23 protein-coding genes and 1 pseudogene are annotated in these 20,903 nt (G+C 63.2%); 13 read left to right on the top strand and 11 right to left on the bottom strand.

What is annotated here, in order from left to right:
- Positions 1-119: 119 nt before the first annotated feature.
- Genes AC1DVA_RS12185 through AC1DVA_RS12175 form a run of 3 tightly spaced genes read left to right on the top strand, consistent with a single transcriptional unit; the run spans position 120 to position 3,528 of the window.
- A complete protein-coding gene (locus tag AC1DVA_RS12185) occupies positions 120-2,024 on the top strand; it encodes an ABC transporter permease (protein WP_265050343.1) in 1,905 nt (634 codons plus the stop codon).
- Positions 2,021-2,818 carry an ABC transporter ATP-binding protein gene (locus AC1DVA_RS12180; RefSeq protein ID WP_265050342.1) on the top strand — a complete coding sequence of 266 codons (798 nt, stop codon included), beginning with the start codon at positions 2,021-2,023 and terminating at the stop codon, positions 2,816-2,818. The genes AC1DVA_RS12185 and AC1DVA_RS12180 overlap by 4 nt, the downstream gene beginning before the upstream one ends.
- Entirely contained in the window at positions 2,818-3,528 is a 711-nt protein-coding gene (locus tag AC1DVA_RS12175) for an ABC transporter ATP-binding protein (RefSeq protein ID WP_265050341.1), read from the top strand. Before AC1DVA_RS12180 ends, AC1DVA_RS12175 begins: the two co-directional genes overlap by 1 nt.
- Positions 3,529-3,742: 214 nt before the next feature.
- On the opposite strand, the gene AC1DVA_RS12170 is transcribed toward AC1DVA_RS12175, so the two are convergent.
- From AC1DVA_RS12170 to AC1DVA_RS12160, 3 genes are all read right to left on the bottom strand, one after another.
- Entirely contained in the window at positions 3,743-4,240 is a 498-nt protein-coding gene (locus AC1DVA_RS12170) for a MarR family winged helix-turn-helix transcriptional regulator (RefSeq protein WP_265050340.1), read from the bottom strand.
- Between the two features lie 419 nt (positions 4,241-4,659).
- Positions 4,660-4,908, bottom strand: a complete 249-nt coding sequence (locus AC1DVA_RS12165; protein WP_265050339.1) for a hypothetical protein — start codon at positions 4,906-4,908, stop codon at positions 4,660-4,662.
- A 33-nt stretch (positions 4,909-4,941) separates the two neighbouring features.
- Complete coding sequence (locus AC1DVA_RS12160) at positions 4,942-5,244, bottom strand: hypothetical protein (RefSeq protein WP_265050338.1); 303 nt, start codon at positions 5,242-5,244, stop codon at positions 4,942-4,944.
- A gap of 248 nt (positions 5,245-5,492) precedes the next feature.
- Here AC1DVA_RS12160 and AC1DVA_RS12155 point away from each other — a divergent pair, with 248 nt between their 5' ends.
- A complete protein-coding gene (locus tag AC1DVA_RS12155; protein ID WP_476806039.1) occupies positions 5,493-6,419 on the top strand; it encodes a manganese catalase family protein in 927 nt (308 codons plus the stop codon).
- Between the two features lie 107 nt (positions 6,420-6,526).
- Here AC1DVA_RS12155 and AC1DVA_RS12150 read toward each other — a convergent pair whose 3' ends face one another.
- The 3 genes and pseudogenes from AC1DVA_RS12150 to AC1DVA_RS12140 all read right to left on the bottom strand — a co-directional run bounded on the left by AC1DVA_RS12150 (position 6,527) and on the right by AC1DVA_RS12140 (position 8,551).
- Positions 6,527-6,823, bottom strand: a complete 297-nt coding sequence (locus tag AC1DVA_RS12150) for a putative quinol monooxygenase (protein ID WP_476806038.1) — start codon at positions 6,821-6,823, stop codon at positions 6,527-6,529.
- Positions 6,824-6,948: 125 nt separating this feature from the next.
- On the bottom strand, positions 6,949-7,788 hold the full coding sequence (locus AC1DVA_RS12145; RefSeq protein ID WP_265050336.1) for a type 1 glutamine amidotransferase domain-containing protein: 840 nt from the start codon (positions 7,786-7,788) through the stop codon (positions 6,949-6,951).
- 65 nt (positions 7,789-7,853) lie between these two features.
- A pseudogene (locus tag AC1DVA_RS12140) lies at positions 7,854-8,551 on the bottom strand (type 1 glutamine amidotransferase domain-containing protein).
- Positions 8,552-8,785: 234 nt separating this feature from the next.
- On the opposite strand from AC1DVA_RS12140, the gene AC1DVA_RS12135 reads away from it, so the two are divergent.
- A complete protein-coding gene (locus AC1DVA_RS12135; RefSeq protein WP_476806037.1) occupies positions 8,786-9,715 on the top strand; it encodes a LysR family transcriptional regulator in 930 nt (309 codons plus the stop codon).
- Between the two features lie 80 nt (positions 9,716-9,795).
- On the opposite strand, the gene AC1DVA_RS12130 is transcribed toward AC1DVA_RS12135, so the two are convergent.
- Genes AC1DVA_RS12130 through AC1DVA_RS12120 form a run of 3 tightly spaced genes read right to left on the bottom strand, consistent with a single transcriptional unit; the run spans position 9,796 to position 11,756 of the window.
- The gene (locus AC1DVA_RS12130) at positions 9,796-10,179 is read right to left on the bottom strand and encodes an NIPSNAP family protein (protein WP_476806036.1); all 384 of its coding nucleotides are present in this window, start codon (positions 10,177-10,179) and stop codon (positions 9,796-9,798) included.
- Positions 10,180-10,190: 11 nt separating this feature from the next.
- The gene (locus tag AC1DVA_RS12125) at positions 10,191-10,907 is read right to left on the bottom strand and encodes an SDR family NAD(P)-dependent oxidoreductase (protein WP_265050333.1); all 717 of its coding nucleotides are present in this window, start codon (positions 10,905-10,907) and stop codon (positions 10,191-10,193) included.
- Positions 10,908-10,958: 51 nt separating this feature from the next.
- A complete protein-coding gene (locus AC1DVA_RS12120; RefSeq protein ID WP_476806035.1) occupies positions 10,959-11,756 on the bottom strand; it encodes a shikimate dehydrogenase family protein in 798 nt (265 codons plus the stop codon).
- Between the two features lie 139 nt (positions 11,757-11,895).
- Here AC1DVA_RS12120 and AC1DVA_RS12115 point away from each other — a divergent pair, with 139 nt between their 5' ends.
- The 4 genes from AC1DVA_RS12115 (at position 11,896) to AC1DVA_RS12100 (ending at position 15,863) form a co-directional block, all read left to right on the top strand.
- A complete protein-coding gene (locus AC1DVA_RS12115) occupies positions 11,896-12,576 on the top strand; it encodes a GntR family transcriptional regulator (protein ID WP_476806034.1) in 681 nt (226 codons plus the stop codon).
- A gap of 394 nt (positions 12,577-12,970) precedes the next feature.
- A complete protein-coding gene (locus tag AC1DVA_RS12110) occupies positions 12,971-13,984 on the top strand; it encodes an ABC transporter substrate-binding protein (RefSeq protein WP_476806033.1) in 1,014 nt (337 codons plus the stop codon).
- 4 nt (positions 13,985-13,988) lie between these two features.
- Positions 13,989-14,870, top strand: a complete 882-nt coding sequence (locus tag AC1DVA_RS12105; protein ID WP_265050328.1) for a transketolase — start codon at positions 13,989-13,991, stop codon at positions 14,868-14,870.
- A 3-nt stretch (positions 14,871-14,873) separates the two neighbouring features.
- Entirely contained in the window at positions 14,874-15,863 is a 990-nt protein-coding gene (locus AC1DVA_RS12100; protein ID WP_476806032.1) for a transketolase family protein, read from the top strand.
- 66 nt (positions 15,864-15,929) lie between these two features.
- Here AC1DVA_RS12100 and AC1DVA_RS12095 read toward each other — a convergent pair whose 3' ends face one another.
- Positions 15,930-17,012 carry a glycerol dehydrogenase gene (locus AC1DVA_RS12095; RefSeq protein WP_476806031.1) on the bottom strand — a complete coding sequence of 361 codons (1,083 nt, stop codon included), beginning with the start codon at positions 17,010-17,012 and terminating at the stop codon, positions 15,930-15,932.
- A gap of 135 nt (positions 17,013-17,147) precedes the next feature.
- Between AC1DVA_RS12095 and gabD the strand changes: the two genes are divergently transcribed.
- The 4 genes from gabD (at position 17,148) to AC1DVA_RS12075 (ending at position 19,986) form a co-directional block, all read left to right on the top strand.
- Positions 17,148-18,626 (top strand): NADP-dependent succinate-semialdehyde dehydrogenase, encoded by a 1,479-nt coding sequence (gene gabD, locus AC1DVA_RS12090; protein WP_476806030.1) that lies wholly within the window; start codon positions 17,148-17,150, stop codon positions 18,624-18,626.
- Between the two features lie 362 nt (positions 18,627-18,988).
- On the top strand, positions 18,989-19,198 hold the full coding sequence (locus tag AC1DVA_RS12085; protein WP_265050324.1) for a cold-shock protein: 210 nt from the start codon (positions 18,989-18,991) through the stop codon (positions 19,196-19,198).
- A gap of 136 nt (positions 19,199-19,334) precedes the next feature.
- Positions 19,335-19,598, top strand: coding sequence for a 30S ribosomal protein S21 (gene rpsU / locus AC1DVA_RS12080; RefSeq protein WP_265050323.1), 264 nt, complete (start codon positions 19,335-19,337; stop codon positions 19,596-19,598).
- A 16-nt stretch (positions 19,599-19,614) separates the two neighbouring features.
- Positions 19,615-19,986: a DUF6481 family protein gene (locus AC1DVA_RS12075; RefSeq protein ID WP_265050322.1), complete on the top strand. Its 372-nt coding sequence runs from the start codon at positions 19,615-19,617 to the stop codon at positions 19,984-19,986.
- Positions 19,987-20,041: 55 nt separating this feature from the next.
- Here the strand turns inward: AC1DVA_RS12075 and AC1DVA_RS12070 are convergent, their stop codons facing one another.
- The gene (locus AC1DVA_RS12070; RefSeq protein ID WP_476806029.1) at positions 20,042-20,458 is read right to left on the bottom strand and encodes a hypothetical protein; all 417 of its coding nucleotides are present in this window, start codon (positions 20,456-20,458) and stop codon (positions 20,042-20,044) included.
- Between the last annotated feature and the right edge of the window lie 445 nt (positions 20,459-20,903).

Below are 20,903 nucleotides of genomic sequence, written 5' to 3'. Positions count from 1 at the left end.
CCCGGACGGGCTGATCCGTCCGGGATGTCGTCTCAAACCTTCTGCTCTGCGATCGCCTCCGTCGTGGCCTAACGTGCCGGCGGGGCCAGTGTCGTATACTGCCCGAAGGCGAGGTCCTCATGTTCGATCTCATTCTCACGCAGACGCTGAACGGACTTGCCTCCGCATCGTCTCTGTTTCTCGTCGCATCGGGGCTGTCGATCATTTTCGGCGTCACCCGTATCGTGAATTTCGCGCATGGCTCCCTCTACATGCTGGGCGCCTATCTGGCCTGGACGCTGGTGACCTGGTTCGGCCCCGGCGACGCGCTCGGTTTCTGGGGTGGCGTGGTGCTTGCGGCCCTTTTGGTTGCGGTCGTCGGTCTGCTGATGGAGGTCACGATCCTGCGCCGCATCTACCAGGCGCCGGAGCTCTTCCAGTTGCTCGCGACCTTCGGCGTCGTGCTGATGATCCAAGACATCGCGCTGGCCACCTGGGGCGCCGAGGACAAGCTGGGGCCGCGTGCGCCCGGCTTCCGCAGCTTCGTCGTGCTCTTCGACAACCGCTTCCCGACCTACGAGCTGTTCCTGATCGCGGTCGGGCCGGCCGTGCTCGCGGTGCTCTGGTTCCTGTTCCAGAAGACGCGCTGGGGCACGCTTGTGCGGGCCGCGACGCAGGACCGCGACATGGTCGGCGCGCTCGGCGTCAACCAGCGGCTCCTGTTCACCTCCGTCTTCGCCTTCGGCGCGATGCTCGCCGGCTTCGGCGGCGCCCTGCAACTGCCGCGCGAGGCCGTGACCCTGCACATGGACCTCGCGATGATCTCCGAGGCCTTCGTGGTCGTGGTGGTCGGCGGGCTCGGCAGCGTGACCGGCGCTTATCTCGCTGCCGTGCTGATCGGGATCCTGCATGCCTTTGGCATCCTGATCTTCCCCAAGATCACGCTCGTTCTCGTCTTCCTGGTCATGGCGGTGGTTCTGGTCATCAAGCCCTACGGGTTGATGGGCAAGCGCCCGGTCGGCCATGCGCGCGGCCCGGCCGCAGCCGAGCCCTTGCTGACGCCCGCCGACCGCGCGACGAAGCTGGCCGGGCTCGCCGCCCTGATCCTGCTCGTGCTCGCTCCGCTGGCGACGCCCGACTATCTGCTGCTGACGCTGACCGAACTCGTCATCTTCGCGCTCTTCGCCGCATCGCTGCATTTCATGATGGGGCCGGGCGGCATGGCCTCGTTCGGCCACGCCGCCTATTTCGGCCTCGGCGCTTATGGCTCGGCGCTGGCGGTGAAATGGCTGGGGGCCCCGATGGAGCCGGCGCTGATCATTGCGCCATTCCTGGCGGGCATCGCCGGCGTGGTCTTCGGCTGGTTCTGCGTCAGGCTGTCCGGTGTGTATCTCGCCATGCTGACGCTCGCCTTCGCGCAGATCTCCTGGGCGACGGCCTTCCAGTGGGTCGATCTCACCGGCGGTGACAACGGCATCCTCGGCGTCTGGCCGTCGCCCTGGGCGGTTTCGAAGACGGCGTACTACTATCTGGCCCTGGTGGTGTGCGCGATCTGCATCATCGCGCTGCGCTTCGCCGTGTTCTCGCCGCTTGGCTACGCGCTCAGGGCGGCGCGCGACAATCCGCTGCGCGCCGAGGCCATCGGCATCGACGTGATGCGCGTGCAGTGGGTGGCGTTCACCGTCGCGGCCTTCTCGGCTGGCATCGCGGGGGGCCTGTTCGCCTTCTTCAAGGGCTCGGTCTTCCCGACCTACATGGCGATCCCGCGCTCGGTCGACGCGCTGCTGATGGTCCTGCTCGGCGGCGTGCAGACGGTGTCCGGCCCGATCATAGGCGCCTTTGCCTTCGCGGGCCTGAGCGAGCAGCTGATGAAGCTGACGATGTACTGGCGGTTCATGCTGGGGCTGTCGATCGTGCTGCTGGTCGTGCTCTTCCCGCGCGGTCTCGTCGGCGGCCTGCTGGCGCTGCGGGAGCGGCGGCGCGATGCGCAGCACACCGATGATGGCGCGATCCCGGCCCGGCTGGCTGTGGAGGGCGTGCGATGAGCGCCGTTGCATCCCTGCGGTCCGATCTTGCGGACGATGCCGTTCTGGTCGTGCGCGATCTGGCGAAGTCCTTCGGCGGCGTCCATGCCGTTCAGGGCGTGTCTTTCTCGGTCGAAGCCGGCAAGATGCTGGCGCTGATCGGCCCGAACGGCGCCGGAAAGACGACCTGCTTCAACATGCTCAACGGCCAGCTGCGCCCCGACAGGGGAGAGGTTGTCCTCGCCGGCCGGCCGATCACGGGGCTGAAGCCGCGCATCGTCTGGCGCATGGGCGTGGGTCGGACCTTCCAGATCACCGCGACCTTCACCTCGATGACTGTCCGCGAGAACATTCAGATGGCGCTGATCTCCCATGAGCGCGGGCTCTGGAACCCTTTCGCGCCGGCCCGGGCGCGGCATGTCGCGGAGGCCGAGGCCCTGCTCGCGCAGGTCGGCATGCTCGAGCAGGCGGATCGCGCCTGTGGCGTGCTGGCCTATGGCGACCTCAAGCGTGTCGAGCTCGCCGTCGCGCTCGCCAACCGGCCCCGCCTTCTGCTGATGGACGAGCCGACCGCCGGCATGGCGCCGCGCGAGCGCATCGAGCTGATGGCGCTGACCGCCCGGATCGCCGCTGCCGAAAATATCGCGGTGCTCTTCACCGAGCACGACATGGATGTCGTCTTCACCCATTCCGACCGCGTGATCGTTCTCGACCGTGGCCGGCTGATCGCCGACGGCACGGCCGAGGATGTCAGGCAGGATCCCAATGTGCGGGCGGTCTACCTCGGCTCCGGCGCGACTTCGGGAGGCCATTGATGACCGCGCTGCTCGAAATCTCCGCACTCGACGCCTATTACGGGCGCGCGCATATCCTGCAGGGCGTCGCCTTCGGCATGGCGAGGGGCGAGGTGCTGGCGCTGATGGGCCGGAACGGCGCCGGCAAGTCCACGACGATGAAGGCGGTCATGGGCCTCGTGCCCCCGGCCGGCGGCAGCGTCTCCTTCGACGGGCGTCGCATCGACGGGCGCGAGCCCTTCGAGATCGCCCGGCTCGGCATCGGCTATGTGCCGGAGGAACGGCGCATCTTCTCGGAACTGACCGTGATGGAGAACCTCTCCGTCGGCCAGCGGCCACCGCGAGAGGGCGTGCCGCACTGGACGCCGGAGCGGCTCTTTGCGCTTTTTCCCAATCTCGGCCGCATGCGGGACAGGCCGGGCGGCGCGATGTCCGGCGGCGAGCAGCAGATGCTGACCATCGCCCGCACGCTGATGGGCAATCCGCAGCTCGTCCTCCTCGACGAACCCTCGGAGGGGCTGGCGCCGGTCATCGTCGAGGAGATGGCCAAGACCATCCTGGCGCTGAAGGACGAGGGATTGAGCATCCTGATCTCGGAGCAGAACCTGCATTTCGCCGGTAACGTCGCCAACCGCGCCGCGATCATCGAAAAGGGCATCATCCGCTTCACCGGGACGATGGACGAGCTCAAGGCCGACGAAGCCATCCGCAGCCAGTACCTGTCGCTCTAGAGCGTGCTGTTTTTTCACGGAAGCACGTCGTCATCCCGGGCTTAACCCGGGATCCATGCCGGAGCGCGTCCAGTCGAGGTTCAGGCATGGATCCCGGATCTGCGCTTCGCTCCGTCCGGGATGACCAGCCTTTCCACGAAACTCCAGCACGCACTAAAGGCCTCGACCTCAGGGCACCCGAGCAGGCACGCAATTGCGGTGGATGGCGTTCTGCTCAGCCGAGCTTGGCGAGGAGCGCAAGCAGTTGCTTCGCCTCCTCTCGCGACAGAGGTTCCAGCGTCGCGGCGGTGATCGCCTTCGCCTTCTCGAAGAGCTCGGGTATCGTCGCCTGCCCCTGCTCGCTCAGCCGGATGAGGATGCGCCTCTGGTCGTTGGGATCGGGCAGGCGTTCGACGAGGCCACGTTCGGCCAGGCGGGCGATGACGCCTTTGATGGTCGCAGGGTCCATCGCCGTCATGCGGCCGAGCTGGTTCTGCGAGATGTCTTCGCCCCCTGCAGCAAGCTTGCTCAATGCGGCGAATTGCGTCGGCGTCGGACCATTCTCGCCGATGGTCTGCTGGAAGATGGAGATATGGCGCTGCTGCGCCCGGCGCATCAGGAAGCCGACCTGCTCGTCGAGCACATAGCCGTTTGGCCGACCGACGGCCGGTTGCGAAGGCTTCTCGCCGGGCTCCTCGGGGCGTCGGGTGGACGCGCGCGCTCTTCCTCTCATCAGTTCTCCCCGCGGATGAGCATGCAGCTTGCACCGGCCCCTGAGCGGCTCACTGCACAATAAGGCGACAAAACTTGTTACTATACGTTCAATCGCCGCTTGTCCTGCCTTGAGTGCGCACGCCTTCGATTAAGGTGTCACTAGCCTTGCGGTCGCCTCCGGCCTCGCCGTGCTTGCGGTATCAAGGACTGGAGTGCGATCCGCAGTCGATCGACACCTGAATCTGATGCCTCAGTCCAGCGCCGTTCCTTGGCTGAGCCCGGCCGAGGTCTTGCCGCTCCCGCGGGCTCGACGCACCAACTCCTGGCCTACGGGCATATGTCCGCGCGGAGCTGCGTGGCGGGCCTTCGCGTTCGTCGCCATCACGGGCGGTCGGCAGCATCGTCGCGTCGAATGCCGCCACAGCCCGACCGGGTTCGCTATGATCTCGATAGCCGCTTTACGTTCGAGCGGACCTTTTGCCGGTATCCTCGAACAATCCCGATCGGTGCCGTGCCGGTTGCCAGCCTTCCAGCGGCCTGCTGGGCCGCGGCGACTTTCTCGGCCACCATTCGTTTTGCTTCGCTGTCAGCCGCCGCGCCACCTCTCGCGAGCTTGAGGGTGCGAAGCCAGATCGCTTGCTGGGCTTCAATTGCGAGCATCGACATCTCGTAGAACATTTTGAACATGGAACGTGGTTTCCTGCTACTCGGCATTGTGCTCTAGGTCGCCTCCGTGGACTTCCCCATGGCAAGGCTCTCGACATACCGGCGCCGGTTTTCCGAGGTGTTCGCCAAAGCGCGCTCGTCGAGCCATGCGATCAAGGCAGCCGGTCGAACCGTCACGAACTGAAGCGCTCTGCCCCTCGCCAGCCATTCGTTGCAGACCGCAAGTGCCTGCCGGCGCCAAGCCTCGTAATCGGGCGGCTCGTCATTGCCGTCGAGAGCCATTGCCCAAAGGCAAGCGAAATCTTCTGGCTGGTACCACGGTATGGCGACCGTATAAGTTTCAATTGTGGGTTTCACGGGAAAAACCGATCAACCGCGTTATCTGCGGAAATAAAGGCGTTAAATCCCGCTCTCTAAAGGCGCCTGTTTGCCCGGCATGTCAAAATAAATTCACGTATTATTTGAAAAATTTAGAGCATTCGTTGAAATTGCAGCGAAATACCGCCCGGTATGTCTTTTGACATACTGATTTTAATTATCAGTTGATCGGAACATAGCGCTGCGCATGRCCGTTTTTCGCAAAGGTAAAACGGGAGTTCAATTTCATGTTCATGCGCGTCGATCGGCTTCAGGCCGAACTGCCACCTCCAAAAAAGGCAGATCCCAATGCCGCCGCCGCTCTCCAGGAGTTGCTCGGCGGCAAGTATGGCGAGATGTCCACCCTCGGGAACTACATGTTCCAGAGCTTCAATTTCCGCAGCAAGGAGAAGCTGCGGCCCTTCTACAGTCTGGTCGCCAGCATCACGGCCGAAGAACTCGGCCATGTCGAGCTGGTTAGCAATGGCGTGGCCATGATTGCCAATGGGCCGGACAAGAAGGATGGCGACCTCGGCGACGGCGGAGACATCTCCAAGGCGCCTTACGAAGGCATGCAGGATATGCGGCTTGCAGCGGCATTCCTGTCGAATGCGGGTGGCGCGACGCCGGTCAATAGCAACGGCGTCTCCTGGAACACCGATTTCATCACGACAACGGGCAATGTCGTGACCGATCTGCTGCACAACTTCCATCTCGAATGCGGCGCTCGGCTCCATAAGCTGCGCGTCTACGAGACGCTGACCGACCCGACAGGACGCGAGGTTTGCGGCTATCTGCTGGTCCGCGGCTCGGTCCACGCTCATGCCTATGCACTTGCGCTGAAGCAGATCACCGGCGTCGAGATCGAGAAGATGCTGCCGACGCCGAACATCAATCTCGACAAGATCCCCGAATGTCAGAAGTACCTTCAGGAAGGCTCGCACCGGCGCCTCTACACGTTCAGCCCCAGCGATTACCGGGAGATGGCGGGCATATGGGGCAACGGAGAAATGGCCCTGCCGGGCGATCCCCCAGGCGAGTTGGAAGTCGTCGAGGGCATGCCGGAGGGCGGCAAGATCCATCAGTTGACCGGCGTTCCCTCCGCGTTCACGCCGGACTATGCCCCCGAGGAAATGTTCGAGATTGCCACCAAGCTCTACAAAGCCTCTCGATAAGGAACGAGCGATGGCTGATCGTGCCGACACCAATCTCGACGGTGCCGCCGAGCGTGCTCGGCGGCAAAGCGAAGCATCTTGAGGTCCGTTTGCGCCGATGCGTGCGATCAGGCGATCTGTTCGAGCGGGTGGATCTCGATCTGGGCAATGGTTCCGGCCGGCAGCTGCGCATTGAATGCACGTATGGCCTCGCCGGACATGTGCTGTTCCCATAGGGATCGCGATGCCCATTCTTCAACGAAGACGTAGACGCCCTTTTGGGTGGGGTTGCTGAAAAGATGGTAGGATACACATCCTGCTTCGGTTCGGGTTGCGACGGAAAGAGCGCTGGCGTGATTCTCGAACGCATTCTCTTTTCCCATCGTTATGACAACGCGGGCCACGACTTTGATGTTGGCGGTCATCTCTTGCCTTTTGAGTTGAGGGAGTCATTTGCCTGCGCGTCGCCGTTCGGCTTCTTGTCGACGGCACACGCTGGAGGCTCCCAGTCCCCGCAGGTGGGAGACTGGGCTATCAGGAATGACGAGGGTTATTTCAGGCGCTTCAGCAGCTCGGCGGCGACAGCCGGGGCGGAAGCCGGATTCTGGCCGGTGATCAGCTCGCGGTCGACGACCACATTCGACGTGAATGGGGTCTTGTTGCTGACGAAGCTGGCGCCGGCGGCCTCCAGGGCGCTTTGCGGATAGAACTTCATCTCTCCGCCGTTGAGCAGGCCCTTCGCCATTTCTTCTTCGTTGTTGCTGATCACCGTGAATTTGTATCCGGCGTAGATCCAGTCCTGCTTCTTCGTGGCGCCATTGGCCTCAAGCTGGCTGGTGAACCCCTTGGCATCAGGCAGGGCCGAAAGCAGCGCGATAGGTCCGTGACAAACGAGCGCCGTGGTTTTGCCCTTGGCATGGAAGTCGGTGAGAAGCTTGCCGAGTTCCGGGCTCACCAGGAGGTCCTGCATCGGGGCATGGCCGCCGGGGACAAAGACCGCGTCGAAACGGTCGTAGCCGATCTGTTCCACGCGAGTGAGGCTGATGACGGGCGACTTGGTCGGCGACGTCAGGTTGAGCTTTTCGAGCAGCGCGCTGCTCGCCTGCATCTCCGTCTCGTTGCCGGCGAAATGCATCTTGTCGACGGAGGACTTGTCGAGGGTGGGCGCGTTGCCCTTCGGTGTCGCGAAGGTGATGTCGTGGCCGGCGTCGAGCAGGGCTTTGACCGGCTGCATCAGCTCGTTGAGATAGAAGCCGGTTTCAAAGACCTTCCCGTCCTTCAGGTCGAGGCGTCCGGTATCCGAAAGAACGACCAGGACATTGCCGGCCTGCGCGTTGATGGCGGTCGTTCCCAACGCCAGGGCGACAGCGAGAGTGCGAATGAGCTTCATGATAGTCTCCAAGTGAGCGCGACCCGCCGCCAGGCAGGGAACGCCGTCAGTTCGAGTTGGGATTTTCAGGAACGGGCGTTCAGCAGATCGCGCAGGGCTTCGCCGACTCCGGCTGCGGATTGCGGGTTCTGGCCGGTGATCAAGCGGCCATCCACCACCACCTTGGCGGTCCAGTCGGGCGCGGGATGATGGTGAGCGCCGCGTGCAACGAGCGTGGTTGCGAGGAGGAAGGGAACCTCCTTGTCGAGCTCGACAGCGCGCTCCTCGTCATCGGTGAAGGCGGCGACATTCTTGCCGGCCACGAGATGGGTGCCGTTGCTCAGCGTGACGTTGACCAGTGCTGCCGGGCCGTGACAAACGGCGGCGACGACACCACCCGCCTCGTAGATGCTGCGCGTGACGCTGTTCACCGCCGGGCTCTTCGGAAAGTCCCACATGGCGCCATGGCCGCGCGCGAAGAATATGGCCGCGTAGCGCTCGGGCTTCACGTCCGCCAGACGCTGCGTCGTTCGGATGGCACTGCGGAAAGCGTCGTCGTTCCAGAAACGCGCGTTGACGGCGTCGTCGAGATCGAGCCCGTCGACCGGCGGCTCGCCACCCTGATCGAGGCGAACTCGACCGGAATGCCGGCGGCTTCCAGCACCGCCAGCGGATGCGTCACCTCGCCGAGATAGAAGCCGGTGGGCTCCCCGGTTTCGCCTTTCGCGCCGCGGCTGGTCAGAACGAACAGGACGGGTCTGCGCTGTCCATCGATGTTGGCCATGATTTGCTCCTGAACATAATCATCGTGGACATTTCGGGGTCCGATGACGCCAATCTATTCAGGCCGATTGCAGCGATAAATAATCAGCGATGGAATTGATTTGTTCGCTATGGAGCCAAATGGTAACGCCTCTGTCGGCGCACGCGCGGCTGCCCAAATCCGCGCGAAGCTGAGCGGCGCCAGCAATGGCGAAAAATGCCGGTGTCGAAATCGATTTAGTCGCGAGAGGCAAGAATGGGCAGGCGGTTCGACCATCTAGGGGACGTTGAGGTTTTCGTGACGGTGGCGGAGAAGGGATCGATGACCGATGCGGCGGTCGCGTTGTCGACGACGCCGTCGGTTCTCAGCCGGGCGATCACGCGCCTGGAAACGCGGCTCGGCGCCCAGCTGATGCGTCGGACGACCCGGCGCCTGAACCTGACGGATGCCGGCCGCGCCTATCTCGACCAGGCGCGCAATGCGTTCTTCCTGATCGACGACGCCGAGCGAGCCATTCAGGGGCAGGAAGGGGCGCAACTGAAGGGGCGCATTCGCCTGAGCGTGCCGACGACCTATGGCCATTACCGGCTTCCCGCGGCGCTCGAGGGGTTCGCGAGAGCCTATCCGGAGGTCCAGATCGAGTTGAGCATCGCCAACCGCAACGTCGATCTCGTGGCCGAAGGCTATGATCTGGCGATCCGCCTAGGGCCGCTGCAGGATAGCGGGCTCGTCGGACGGAAGCTGGAAGATGCGCCGCTGCGTCTGGTGGCGTCGTCTGACTATCTGGACCGGGCCGGAACGCCGAAGACGATCGAGGATCTGGCCGACCATCGATGCCTGCCCTTCGTCATGCCGAGCACCGGTCGTTGTGCGCCCTGGCTGTTTCGCGCAGGCGAACGCGACATCGATTGGACGCCGTCGGGCCGTGTCCATGTCTATGACGATGTGCTGGGCGTCGTATCGCTGGCCGAAGCCGGCCTGGGCATCTGCCAGTCCTACGATTTCATCGTGCGTGATCGCATTGCCCAAGGGCGGCTCGTCGAGATTCTGGAGTATGCAAGCGGGCGCACCCGGCCGTTTTCGATCCTCTTCGCGCCGCATCGCCGCCTGTCGGCCGCTACACGGGCCCTGATCGATTTCCTCACGACGGATAGCGCGGTGCGGGCTTGGGAGGGGGCGAGTTAGGCCGCGCGCCCGAACCATGCGCGCGCGCGACGTCCAACCTGAGAAAGCCCTTCTTTTTCAAGCGATGGAAAGCTTGAGCGCTACTGCAAAGGCGAGAACGAGACGGACGAGAGGATGCGAGTGGCCTGAACATCGATGAAGCCATCGACGCATTTCAGGTATTCGTGCCACCGCTGGTCCGCCAGCATGTTTTTGCGGCGGGCGGCGCGATCTTCGAAGCTCTCATAGCTCCAGATCGCGACGATATGATTGAGTTCGCCGATCTCGCTGGTGAAATAAGCGACGAGGTTGCCCAAGTGCTCCTTCTGTATCGGAAGCCCGTGGTCTCCATAGAGTTGGAGGAACTCGGACAGCTTGCCGAACTTGATGCGATAATCGCGCTCTTCATAGATCATTGCGTACACCGGTTGTTGCGAGCGGGACGGGGAGAGGCCGGTGGTTGGCGGGCGCTGAATGGCCGCCAACCGAAGCGGCTTCACGCAATTCCAAAGCCGCCGTCGACGGGAATGATGGCGCCGGTGACGTAGCTTGCGGCGGGCGACGTCAGGAACCCGACGACCTCGGCCACGTCGCGAGGGCTGCCCCACCGTCCGAGCGGAATGCGGGCGAGCAGCGCGGGCGCGCGTTCTGGGTTCTGCAGAGCCCCGGCCGAGAGGCGCGTTTCGATCCAACCGGGAGCTACGGCATTCACGCGAATGCCTTCCGGTGCGAACGCGACGGCGTGAGAGCGGGTCAACTGGACAACCGCGCCCTTGGACGTCGCGTAAGCAGGATTGCGGGGGGAACCGAAATAGCTCCACATCGACGCGATGTTGACGACGGATCCGCGATTTCGCGCCAGATGCGGACGCAATGACATGGTGGCGATGTGCCCTGCCGTGACATTCACGTCCAACACCTTGCGGAACCCCTCAGGCGTGAACTCGCGGTTCTCGTGCAGAATGATTCCAGCTGCGTTCACGAGAACGGACGCATCCGGGCAGGCTTCCGCGAGCTCGGCGAGCGCGGTCTCGTCGGTGACGTCGAGCTTGCGGAACTCGATCGCCGGAGGCAGATTCTCGTCGCGATCCAGCCCGATCGCGATGATGCGCAAGCCTCTCTCGGCGAGTAATTCGGCACAGGCCCGTCCGATGCCGGTGCCGCCGCCGGTGACGATGGCCGTCCCGGCTCCAGATTTCTTTTGGTCAGGCATCTACGTCTCCGATGCGGTGAATGTCTTGCGCCGAGGCCAGGATCGCGCGGCCTACGGGTTGAACAGAAAATCGATCAGGAGGCCGATCTGAGCGCGGACCATGTGCTCGCCGAGATGGATCTCCGCACCGGCCTGTTCGGCCTCGGAGAGGAGGCGGGTCTTTGGCGGTTGCATGATGGCTTCGGCGACAAGCTGGCCCGGACGGAAGCCTGTATCCGAGACCGGAAGCGGGTCGGTATCCTTCATGCCGAGCACGGTAGCGTTGACGACGATGTCGTATGAGCGCGGATCGGCCGGGCCTTCCGAGGCCTTCTTGCCGGTCATGTCGCCGACCAGGGCAGCCAGCGCCTGAGCCTTGTCGCGGCTGCGATTGGCAATCGTCAGAGACGCGATCGGCTCCCGCGCCAATGCGAGCGCGATTGCGGACGCCGCTCCACCGGCGCCGATGAGAAGGACATTACGATCGGTGAGGTCGTGGCCCTGGCTCTTCAAGCCCGCGACGAAGCCCTCGCCATCCAGGATTCCGCCTTCGAGCCGGCCATCCTCGCCGCGCCGCACGACATTCACGGCCCGCAGTGCCGCGGCATCATCCGTCAGGTGGTCGCATAACTGGGGAAGCGCCGTCTTGTGCGGCACGGTCGCGATGAACCCGGCCATGCTTTCGGAATGCCGAAATGCATCGATCACCGTCGGCAAGTTGCCCGGCGCCACCTGCCAGGGAATGACGATGGCATCGATGCCCCGCGTKGCGAGGGCCGGATTGAGAAAGGACGGGGCGCGGATATGGCCGGCCGGGTAGCCGACCAAAGGGACGAGCCGGGTCTTGCCGGAGATTGATGGTGTCGTCACGAGCGCTCCTCCAAGCGATGAAACACCATATATCATATTTCATTTGAAAAAGGCCGCAAGGGGCATTTTCCGGCACTCGGCCCTCGATTAGACCCGAGACCGGAATATGATATATGAAGACGAGGTCGCGAGGGCATCCATGAAAACGCTTAAGCCAGTCGTAAAAGGGAACCTTTCGGAGCGCGTTTACGAGAATATCCGTGGCGCCCTGATGGAAGGACGCTTTCAACCGGGCGACCGCCTGCGTATTGCGGAATTGGCGGATGAGCTCGGTGTTTCGATAACGCCGGTACGTGAGGCGATCTTCCGTCTGGTCAGCGACCATGTGCTGGAAATGAAGGCAGCGACCGCGATCCATGTCCCCGAGCTTTCTGCGGCAAATCTCGACGAGATCCAGCGCATCCGGATTCATCTGGAGGGCGAAGCGGCGGCCATGGCCGCGGAGCGCATCACCAAACTTGAGTTGGCCAAGATCGAGCGGATTCAGGCGGACTTCCACAACGCCGCGGCCGTGGATTCACGCGAGGCCGCCATTCAGAATCGCCTGTTTCATTTCGCGCTGATCTCGGCGGCGCGAGCGCCGTTGATTCTGGCGACCGTGGGAAACATGTGGGTGATGATGGGGCCGTTGCTCCGGCGGTTTCATGAGGAGATGCCGCCGCGCGAACTCGGTAGCCGCGATCACAAGCATTTCGAAGTGCTGGACGGCCTGCGGGAACGGAACCCCGAAAAGACCAGGCAGGCGATTCAGGCGGACATCAAGTGGGACCGCGTGATGATCGACTGGGTCGAGCGCAAGGCGGAAAGCTTGTCCGCATAGGGCGCTCGGGTAGCCGGCCAGTTTCTAACGATGGCCCGGCTTCCAAAGATGACCCCTTGGCCCGTCGGCGTCGCGCCGGCTCCCTTGCGAGCCGCTTAGCGAGCCTTGCTTTATAGGTTGGCGGTTCCTTTCGCTGCGGCCCGACGTGCTGCCGGCCGTTCTTGCGGAGCCTGCATCGCGGTCGCCTGGCGCCGCATCTCGCCACTCTAAAGCCAGCGCCCCGTTGCAGATCCGGCTGTGTTCCGGGCTCGGCTGCCGCGCGGCGAGAATTAAGGCCCCGCACCAACTGACACCTCGCCCCAACCGGCTGGGAAGCGGCGCAGCGTTGACAGCACCTCCGTTCGAAGATATATCCTGTATCATATTTAAAAGAAGATGTGGGAGGAGAGGGTCTATGTCAGGTTTCAATCGACGCATTGTGCTTTCAGCCGCGGCCTTGGCCGCCGGGACGGCCGTTCTAGGGACGGCCGCGCGGGCCCAGGCCGAGAACGAGGTCTCGATCGGCTTCGTCCTGCCGCTGTCTGGAGCCTCCGCGACAATCGGCAACCAGACCAGGCTGGGCGCTGTCGTTGCCGCGGAGCAGATCAATGGCGCGGGCGGGATCAAATCGCTCGGCGGCGCCAAGCTGAAGTTGATATTCGCCGACTCGCAGTCGAAGCCCGATGTCGGCGCCGCGGAAACCGAGCGTCTGATTCAGCGTGAAAAGGTTGCCATGATCGTCGGCGCCTACAACAGCGCCGTCACCTTCCCCGCCTCCGAGGTCGCCGAGCGCTACAAGACGCCCTGGCTCGTCACCGGCGCTGTGAAGGACGAGATTACCGAACGCGGCTTCAAATACGTATTCCGGCCGAATAACAAGGCTCAGTACGATGCGCGCGAGCAGATCGACGCCATCGATCTGCTGAAGCAGGAAACCGGCAAGGGCCCGGCCCGTATCGGGCTCTTCTACGAGGGCACCGACTGGGGTCGCTCGCATGTCGCGGCCATCCAGAAGCTCGTGACCGCGCGCGGCATGCAAGTCGTGCTGAACGAATCCTATCCGCCCAACCAGGTCGATTTCTCGGCGCAGCTGCTCAAGATCCGCGCAGCGAAGCCCGATGCGATGCTGGTCGTCGCCTATACGCCGGATCACATCCGGCGTTCTGCGCGTCATCAATTTCGCGCATGGATCGTTACTGATGCTGGCGATGTATATCTCCTATACGATCGTCAGTATAACAGGTCTCCATCCGTATTTTACTGTCATCGCTACAGTGCCCATCCTGTTCGCCATCGGGTATTGTATCCAGGCCTATGTCATTTCGCCCCTGTTCAAACGCGAGCGGGCGCTGGTCGTCGAGCCGCTCAGTGCGCTCCTGCTGACGGCGGGGCGTCTGCGAAAATGATATATCATATAGCAATGGAGTGATGAGATGGAAACGGACGCCCTTGACCGACAGCTTAGCAATTCGCTTGCGCTGACGGCGGAACAACTCGCGCTGCTCCGCGAGAAGGCGCGGTTCATCCGGCTGGAAACCGTACGGCTCATCGAAATCGCGAAGGTCGGGCACTACTCGTCGGTCTTCTCCGCCGCGGAGATCTTCGCGGCGCTCTACTACGACGTCATGAACCTCCGCCAGGGCGAGCCGAAATGGGAGGACCGCGATCGGTTCCTGATGGGAAAAGGGCACGCCGCGGTCGGCCTCTACCCGATCTTCGCCGAGCTGGGTTTCATCACGAAGGAGTTGCTCGACGGCTATACCCGTCTTGGCAATCCGCTCGGCGATCATCCCGACATGCGCAAGGTTCCGGGCGTCGACTTCTCGTCGGGCTCCATCGGGCACGCTCTCTCCAACGGTGCCGGCATAGCGTGGGGCGGGCGCCTGCAGAACCGGGATTTCACGACCTTCGTCATGGTCGGCGACGGTGAGATGCAGGAAGGGCAGGTCTGGGAAGCCGCTCAGTTCGCCTCCCACCACAGGCTGTCGCGGCTGGTTGCGATCGTCGATCGAAACGGCTTCCAGCTGGACGGTTCGGTCGACGACGTCATCGGCGTCGAGCCGCTCGATGAGCGTTGGCGCGCGTTCGGCTGGGAGACCCACGTGGTCGACGGCCACAACCTGAATGAACTGACCGCGCTTCTGCGGCGGGTGAAGGCCGATGCGGGGAGGACGCAGCCCTGCTGCATCATTGCGAAGACGGTCAAGGGAAAGGGCGTTTCGTTCATGGAAACGGAACCCGGCTGGCACCTGGGCTACCTCGATCCGGCCGATGCCGAACGCGTACGCCAAGAAATCCTCGCCACGGAGATTTGATCAATGTCGCAGCCCATGTCGCCGAATTCCTGGCAGTATCGCGCGCTCAACGCCATTACGCCGGGCCTGAACCATTTTTCGGACGCGCTCATTCACCTCGCTGACGCCGGGCATCCGGTAATCGCGGGATCCGCCGATCTGCAGTATTCGAACGGGCTCAACAAGTTCGCCAGCCATTATCCGGATCGCTATATCCAGTTCGGCATTTCAGAGCAGAACATGGTGTCGGCCGCTGCCGGATTGGCGACGACCGGCTACATGCCGTTCGTGGCGAACTTCGCGTCCTTCCTCGGACTGCTCTGCTGCGAGCAGATTCGCATGGATGTGGCCTATGGCGGCCAGCCGGTGAGGCTGATCGGGCATCACACCGGCATTTCCCTCGGATTCTATGGCACGTCCCATCACGCGACCGAGGACATCGCGACGATGCGCTCGATCGCTGATCTGACGGTCATCTCTCCGGCCGATGGCCCACAGTTCGAGGCAGCGCTCAAGGCTTCCGCCGATTGGCCCGAGCCGATCTATTTCAGGATCGGCCGTGGCCGCGAGCCGGAGGTCTACTCCTCCGATACGCCGTTCACGATCGGCAAGGCCATCGAGCACGGGATTGGCGAGGAACTCACGATCATCGCATGCGGCCTGCCGGTTTCCTCGGCGCTTGCAGCAGCCGAGAAGCTGAACGGTGAAGGCCGTTCGGTCGGCGTGATCGATATGGCGACGATCAAGCCGCTCGACCGCGCAGCCATTCTGAAAGCCGCGTCCCGGTCGAAGATCCTGATGACGGCCGAAGAGCACAATGTGCTCGGCGGGCTGGGGGCTGCGGTGGCCGAGGTCCTGGCTGACGAGGGAGCGGGCATCAAGCTGGTGCGGCACGGCATCCATGACGAGTACAGCCTGATTGCCCCACCGACCCACCTCTACGCGCACTACAAACTCGACGCCGGCGGTATCGAGAGCGTCGCGCGGGAGACGCTCGCAAAGATCAAATCCTGAAGCATGACATCGAAAGAGCCCTGACGGGCTCTTTCGTGTTTTTGGGCTGTCGGCGCGGCGCTCCACTCAGATCGGAGTCGCATGCCGGAACGTGTCCAGGCAGGCCGCCAGCTCTGCCGCGGACAAGGCCCGCTTGAAATTCCTGACATGGGGCGCCGTCAGGGTCCGCTCTGCGGCTTCCAGGAGCGAGGCCTGCGAAGCTTCGGCCGCTCCGAGATCAGCCATGCTGCGCGGCAGGCCGACCGTCCGGTACCACTCGGCCAGCTCGGCGACGATCGCGTCATCCCGCTTTTCCAGCGTCAACTGGATCAGGAGCCCGAAGGCGACCTGCAGCCCATGCATCGCCGCCGCGACACCCGGAACGGCCGGCCAACCCCGCGTCAGCGCGTGAGCGATCGACAGGCCGCCGCTTTCGAAGCCCAGGCCGCTGAGCAGCAGGGTGGCTTCCACGGCTCGCTCGAATGCAGGCGTCGGGCTTCCCGAGCCTGCACAATCCAGCGCGGCCGCGGCGTCGGCCCGGAGTATGCGGTAGCAGCCGTCAGCGAGCAGCTGTGCTGCGAGAGTCGAATGTTCCCCGAACATATTCGCGCCGCCTGCCGCGAACGCCTGTTCCGCCTCAAACTTCTTTGAGATCGCATCCCCGATCCCGGCAAGAAACAGATGCTTCGGTGCTTTGGACAGCAGCAATGTGTCGACCACGACATAGTCCGGATTGAAGGGCAGGTGCTCCACCGCGACGAGCTGATGCCGGTCATCGTAGATCACGTAGTTCTTGCTCGTGGGTGAGTCGTTGGAGGCGACGGTGGGCACCGTGATGAGACGCGTCTTGAGGGCGTTGGCCACGGCCTTGCCGATGTCGATGCTTTTGCCGCCGCCCGCGGCAATGACGAGATCGGGCGCATGAGCGCGCACGCTTTCGACGACGGCGGCAATCTTCTGATGCGTGACCTCGCCTTCGACCAGGGAGATCCGGGCGTCGACCTGCTCCTCGGCGCATAATCGCAGAACTCTCTCGCCGATCATCTTGCCGACTAGCGGATCCGAGACGACCACTGCACGCCGCCCGAGCCTCGCCGCGAAAGGTCCGAGACCGCTGAGCGCGTCCGGCCCCTGAACGTAACGGCTTGGCGCACCAAAAATCTTGAGCACAGGCTATCTCCTCGTTTCAATAAATATCATATATCATTATGGACGCCCGACGGACTAGATGCTCGGGACGCGCATCGGCATCGCGGCAGGCGGAAGCCTGCCTCGGCGAGGACACGGCAAGTGAGGAGCACGCATATGGCCGACGAAACATTTCTGGCGACGCTCAAGGATCGCTCTCTGTTCCGCGAGGCGAACTATATCGACGGCGCGTGGCTGGAGGCCGATACGGGGCGGAGCATCTCGGTCACCAATCCGGCCACTGGAGCTGCAATAGGCCGGGTGCCCTCGCTCGGCGCGAAGGAGACGGCCCGCGCGATCGCGGCGGCCAAGCGCGCCCAGCCGGCCTGGCGCGCGCTGACGGCGCAGGAGCGCGCAGTGAAACTGCGGCGCCTCTTCGCGCTGATGATGGAGAATCAGGAAGACCTCGCCCGGATCATGACGGCGGAGCAAGGGAAGCCCCTGGCCGAGAGCCGCAATGAAATCGCTTATGCCGCCAGCTTCATCGAATGGTTCGCGGAAGAGGGAAAGCGCATCTACGGGGATACCATTCCCCAGCATCTCCCCGGCCGCCGCATCATCGTGCAGAAGGAGCCGATCGGCGTCTTCGCGGCGATCACACCCTGGAACTTTCCGGCTGCGATGATCACGCGCAAGGCCGGCCCCGGCTGGGCTGCGGGCTGCGCAGGCGTGCTGCGCCCGGCGAGCCAGACGCCGTTCTCGGCGATTGCGATCGCTGTCCTGGCGGAGCGAGCGGGCTTTCCGGCGGGCGTTTGTAACGTCATCACAGGGCCGGGCAGCGAAATCGGCGGCGAGATGACCTCGAATCGCGATGTGCGCAAGTTTTCCTTCACGGGGAGCACCGAGGTTGGAGCGGCCCTGCTGGCGCAGTGCGCCCCGACGATCAAGAAGACCAGCATGGAACTGGGCGGCAATGCGCCCTTCATCGTCTTCGACGACGCCGACCTCGACGCGGCGGTCGAAGGCGCGTTGATTTCGAAATACCGCAATGCCGGCCAGACTTGCGTCTGTGCCAACCGGTTGCTGGTACAGGACGGAATCTATGACGCCTTTGCCGCCAGGCTGAAAAAGGCGGTCGAGGCGATGAAGGTCGGCGATGGCTTCGGTGACGGCGTGGCCGTCGGCCCGCTGATCGACGAGGCCGCCGTCCGTAAAGCTGAAGATCACGTCGCCGATGCGCTCGGCCGCGGCGCGTCAGTCATCACGGGCGGGAAGCGCCATGCGCTTGGCGGCAGCTTCTTCACGCCGACGATCCTGGTCGACGTCCCGCGGGAAGCCAGGATATTCCGCGAGGAGACTTTCGGACCGGTGGCGCCGCTGTTCCGCTTCAAGACGGAGGCGGAGGCGATCGAGATGGCCAACGATACCGAGTTCGGCCTGGCGTCCTATTTCTATAGTCGCGATATCGGCCGGATCCTGCGCGTGGCGGAAGCCCTCGAATACGGAATGGTCGGTATCAACGAGGGGCTGATCTCGACAGCCGTCGCGCCATTCGGCGGGGTCAAGTCTTCCGGACTCGGCCGCGAAGGATCAAAATACGGAATCGAGGACTATCTCGAAATCAAGTATCTCTGCCTGGGCGGCATCGATGCCTAGAGGGCTTTCGCCGACGGCGTGGGCCCGACTCACAGATCGGGCGCTCCAGATGGCTTTGAGGCGCCTTGCTGCAGCGTAGCGGGCCGGCGTCATCCGCTTCGCTCTCGCGCGTAATGCTGCTAAACAGCAGCAATCCAGTGTTTCTTTCCGAGCGATAAGCTCCGCGAGGAACCCGTCCGGAATTGTCACGAGAACAGTCAGGTTTGACAAAGTCACGTGTTGGGCTCATGTTGCGGCAATCGATCTAGGCCGAACGAATTGGCCCCGCGCCCTATTGCGCACCGCTGACGAACTTCCTGCTCAAATCGAAACATGCGTGGCGTCCGCTGCGTATGCACGGTCGCTTTTTACAGGAGGTCAGCATGGCCCGCGGCACGGTTAAGTGGTTCAATAACGACAAGGGCTTCGGTTTCATCCAGCCCGAAGACGGCGGCCAGGACGCTTTCGTCCATATCAGCGCTGTCGAGCGCGCTGGTCTGCGTACGCTCAAGGAAGGCCAGAAGGTCTCCTACGAGCTGGTGCAGGACAAGCGCTCCGGCAAGGTTTCTGCGGATAATCTGCAGGCCGAGTGAGTCGAGACGCCGTCCGGCGCGATAATCGAGATGTGTGGCGACCGCGGATGTACCGGCGCCTAATTCGATAAAGCGACGGATGGTCACGGAGGGTCGGGATAGCCCGGCCCTTTTCTTTTACCAGAAGGATATCCGAATGCAGGTTCTCGTTCGCGACAACAATGTCGAGCAGGCGCTCCGCGTCCTCAAAAAGAAGATGCAGCGCGAGGGCGTGTTTCGCGAAATGAAGGCTCGTCGTTCCTACGAGAAGCCGTCTGAACGCCGCACCCGTGAAAAAGCTGAAGCCGTCCGCCGCGCCCGCAAGGCAGCGCGCAAGCAGGCCCAGCGCGAGGGATTGATCCCCACTCCCAAGCGTGCAGAGCGTCCCGCTCGCCCGCCGCGTCCCGCCGCGTTGGCGTGATAGCGAGGAAACAGGCTTGAGCTTCAACCCGCAGAATTTCACGGATCGTCGGGCTCATTCGGCCAGCGCAAAGAAAGCGCTTCTCGAACGCTTCCAGGCTCGCCCGAAGGCGGATGATCCGATCATGGTTCAACGCCGCGCCGAGCGGGAAGCTTTGGCCGGGGCGCGAGCCGAACGGGAGAGCGAGAAGGCCCGGATCCGCGCTGAAGAGGAACGTCTCGCAGCGGCCGAACGTGAGCGTATCGCCGAAGAAGAACGCCAGGAAGAACGGGCTCGCGAAGTAGCCCGCGCGGCCGAACGAGCCAGAATCGAAGCTGATCGTCCGCGCAAAGTGCTTCTCGAAGCGGTCCAGTACATGCAAACGCGTGCTGCCGGAAAGCGCCGCTGACAGCTGGCGTTTAAGAGCGCCAAGGAGTTCTGCGATGTCGACCAAGCGGATTTCGTCAGACGAAGCTCAGTTGCGAGCGCAGAGCAGGGCAACGCTTGCGGCGCAACGTCGTGTCGAGGCGGACAGCGCGCTCGAAGCTCTGCGGATCGAACAGGCTGCGGTTCGGGATCGGACCGCCAAGTTGCGCGCGCTCCGGCTGGCAAAAGAGGCGGCCGAGGCCGAAGCCGCTGCTGCGGTTGCAGCCAGTGCACCGCGCGCGCCTGCCGCAAAAAGCACTGTCCGGCGGAGTCGCATCGCCCGATAATTCGACAATCGGGGGATGGCTATCGATCGCCTTACGATCAGGCCCATCCCAGTGTTGCGCGTGACCGTCCTGCTGGAACGATGGGCCACCATACACGGCGGCCCGTTCAAGATGCTCGAAGAAGCAACGCAGGCCATTGACAGGCGCCCGCGCCGTGCCGCTCGGCATGGCGTTGCCGTCGATCCAAGACAGTAGATTCCTGACCAACCGGTTTGGCCGACGCCAACGTTGATTAGCCACAATGACTCGCTATCCATAGCGGTCGACAGAGCAATCAGCTGGCATTGCCTCCAAGCGAGGCGCCGGCCTCACTCCCTCGAAAAATCGATCGCTGTGCGCAGCTCCTTGGGAGCTTTCGGTGCGGCGATTTTACAAGGCGCGACGGCAAAGCCGTGCGCCATCGGATTGATATGAAAAACATCACACGACTTAAACAGATCAAAAAGCAGCAGCCTGCTGCAGTTCCGCAAAATGTATTGCCGCCTAAGTCTTCTCCGAACTGGAAACCCCAATCTTCCAGCTTATCCCGGGCAGAGCTGCGCGCTATCGTTGCGCGGATGATGGGCTAGAACGGCGGTGAATCTTCAGGCCCCCAAGCTGCCGGCTCGGTAAT

This window comes from Allobosea sp. P4_C6 (genome assembly GCF_056402015.1).
Note: the sequence above shows the minus strand (reverse complement) of the source record. Positions and strands in the feature narration are given on the sequence as shown.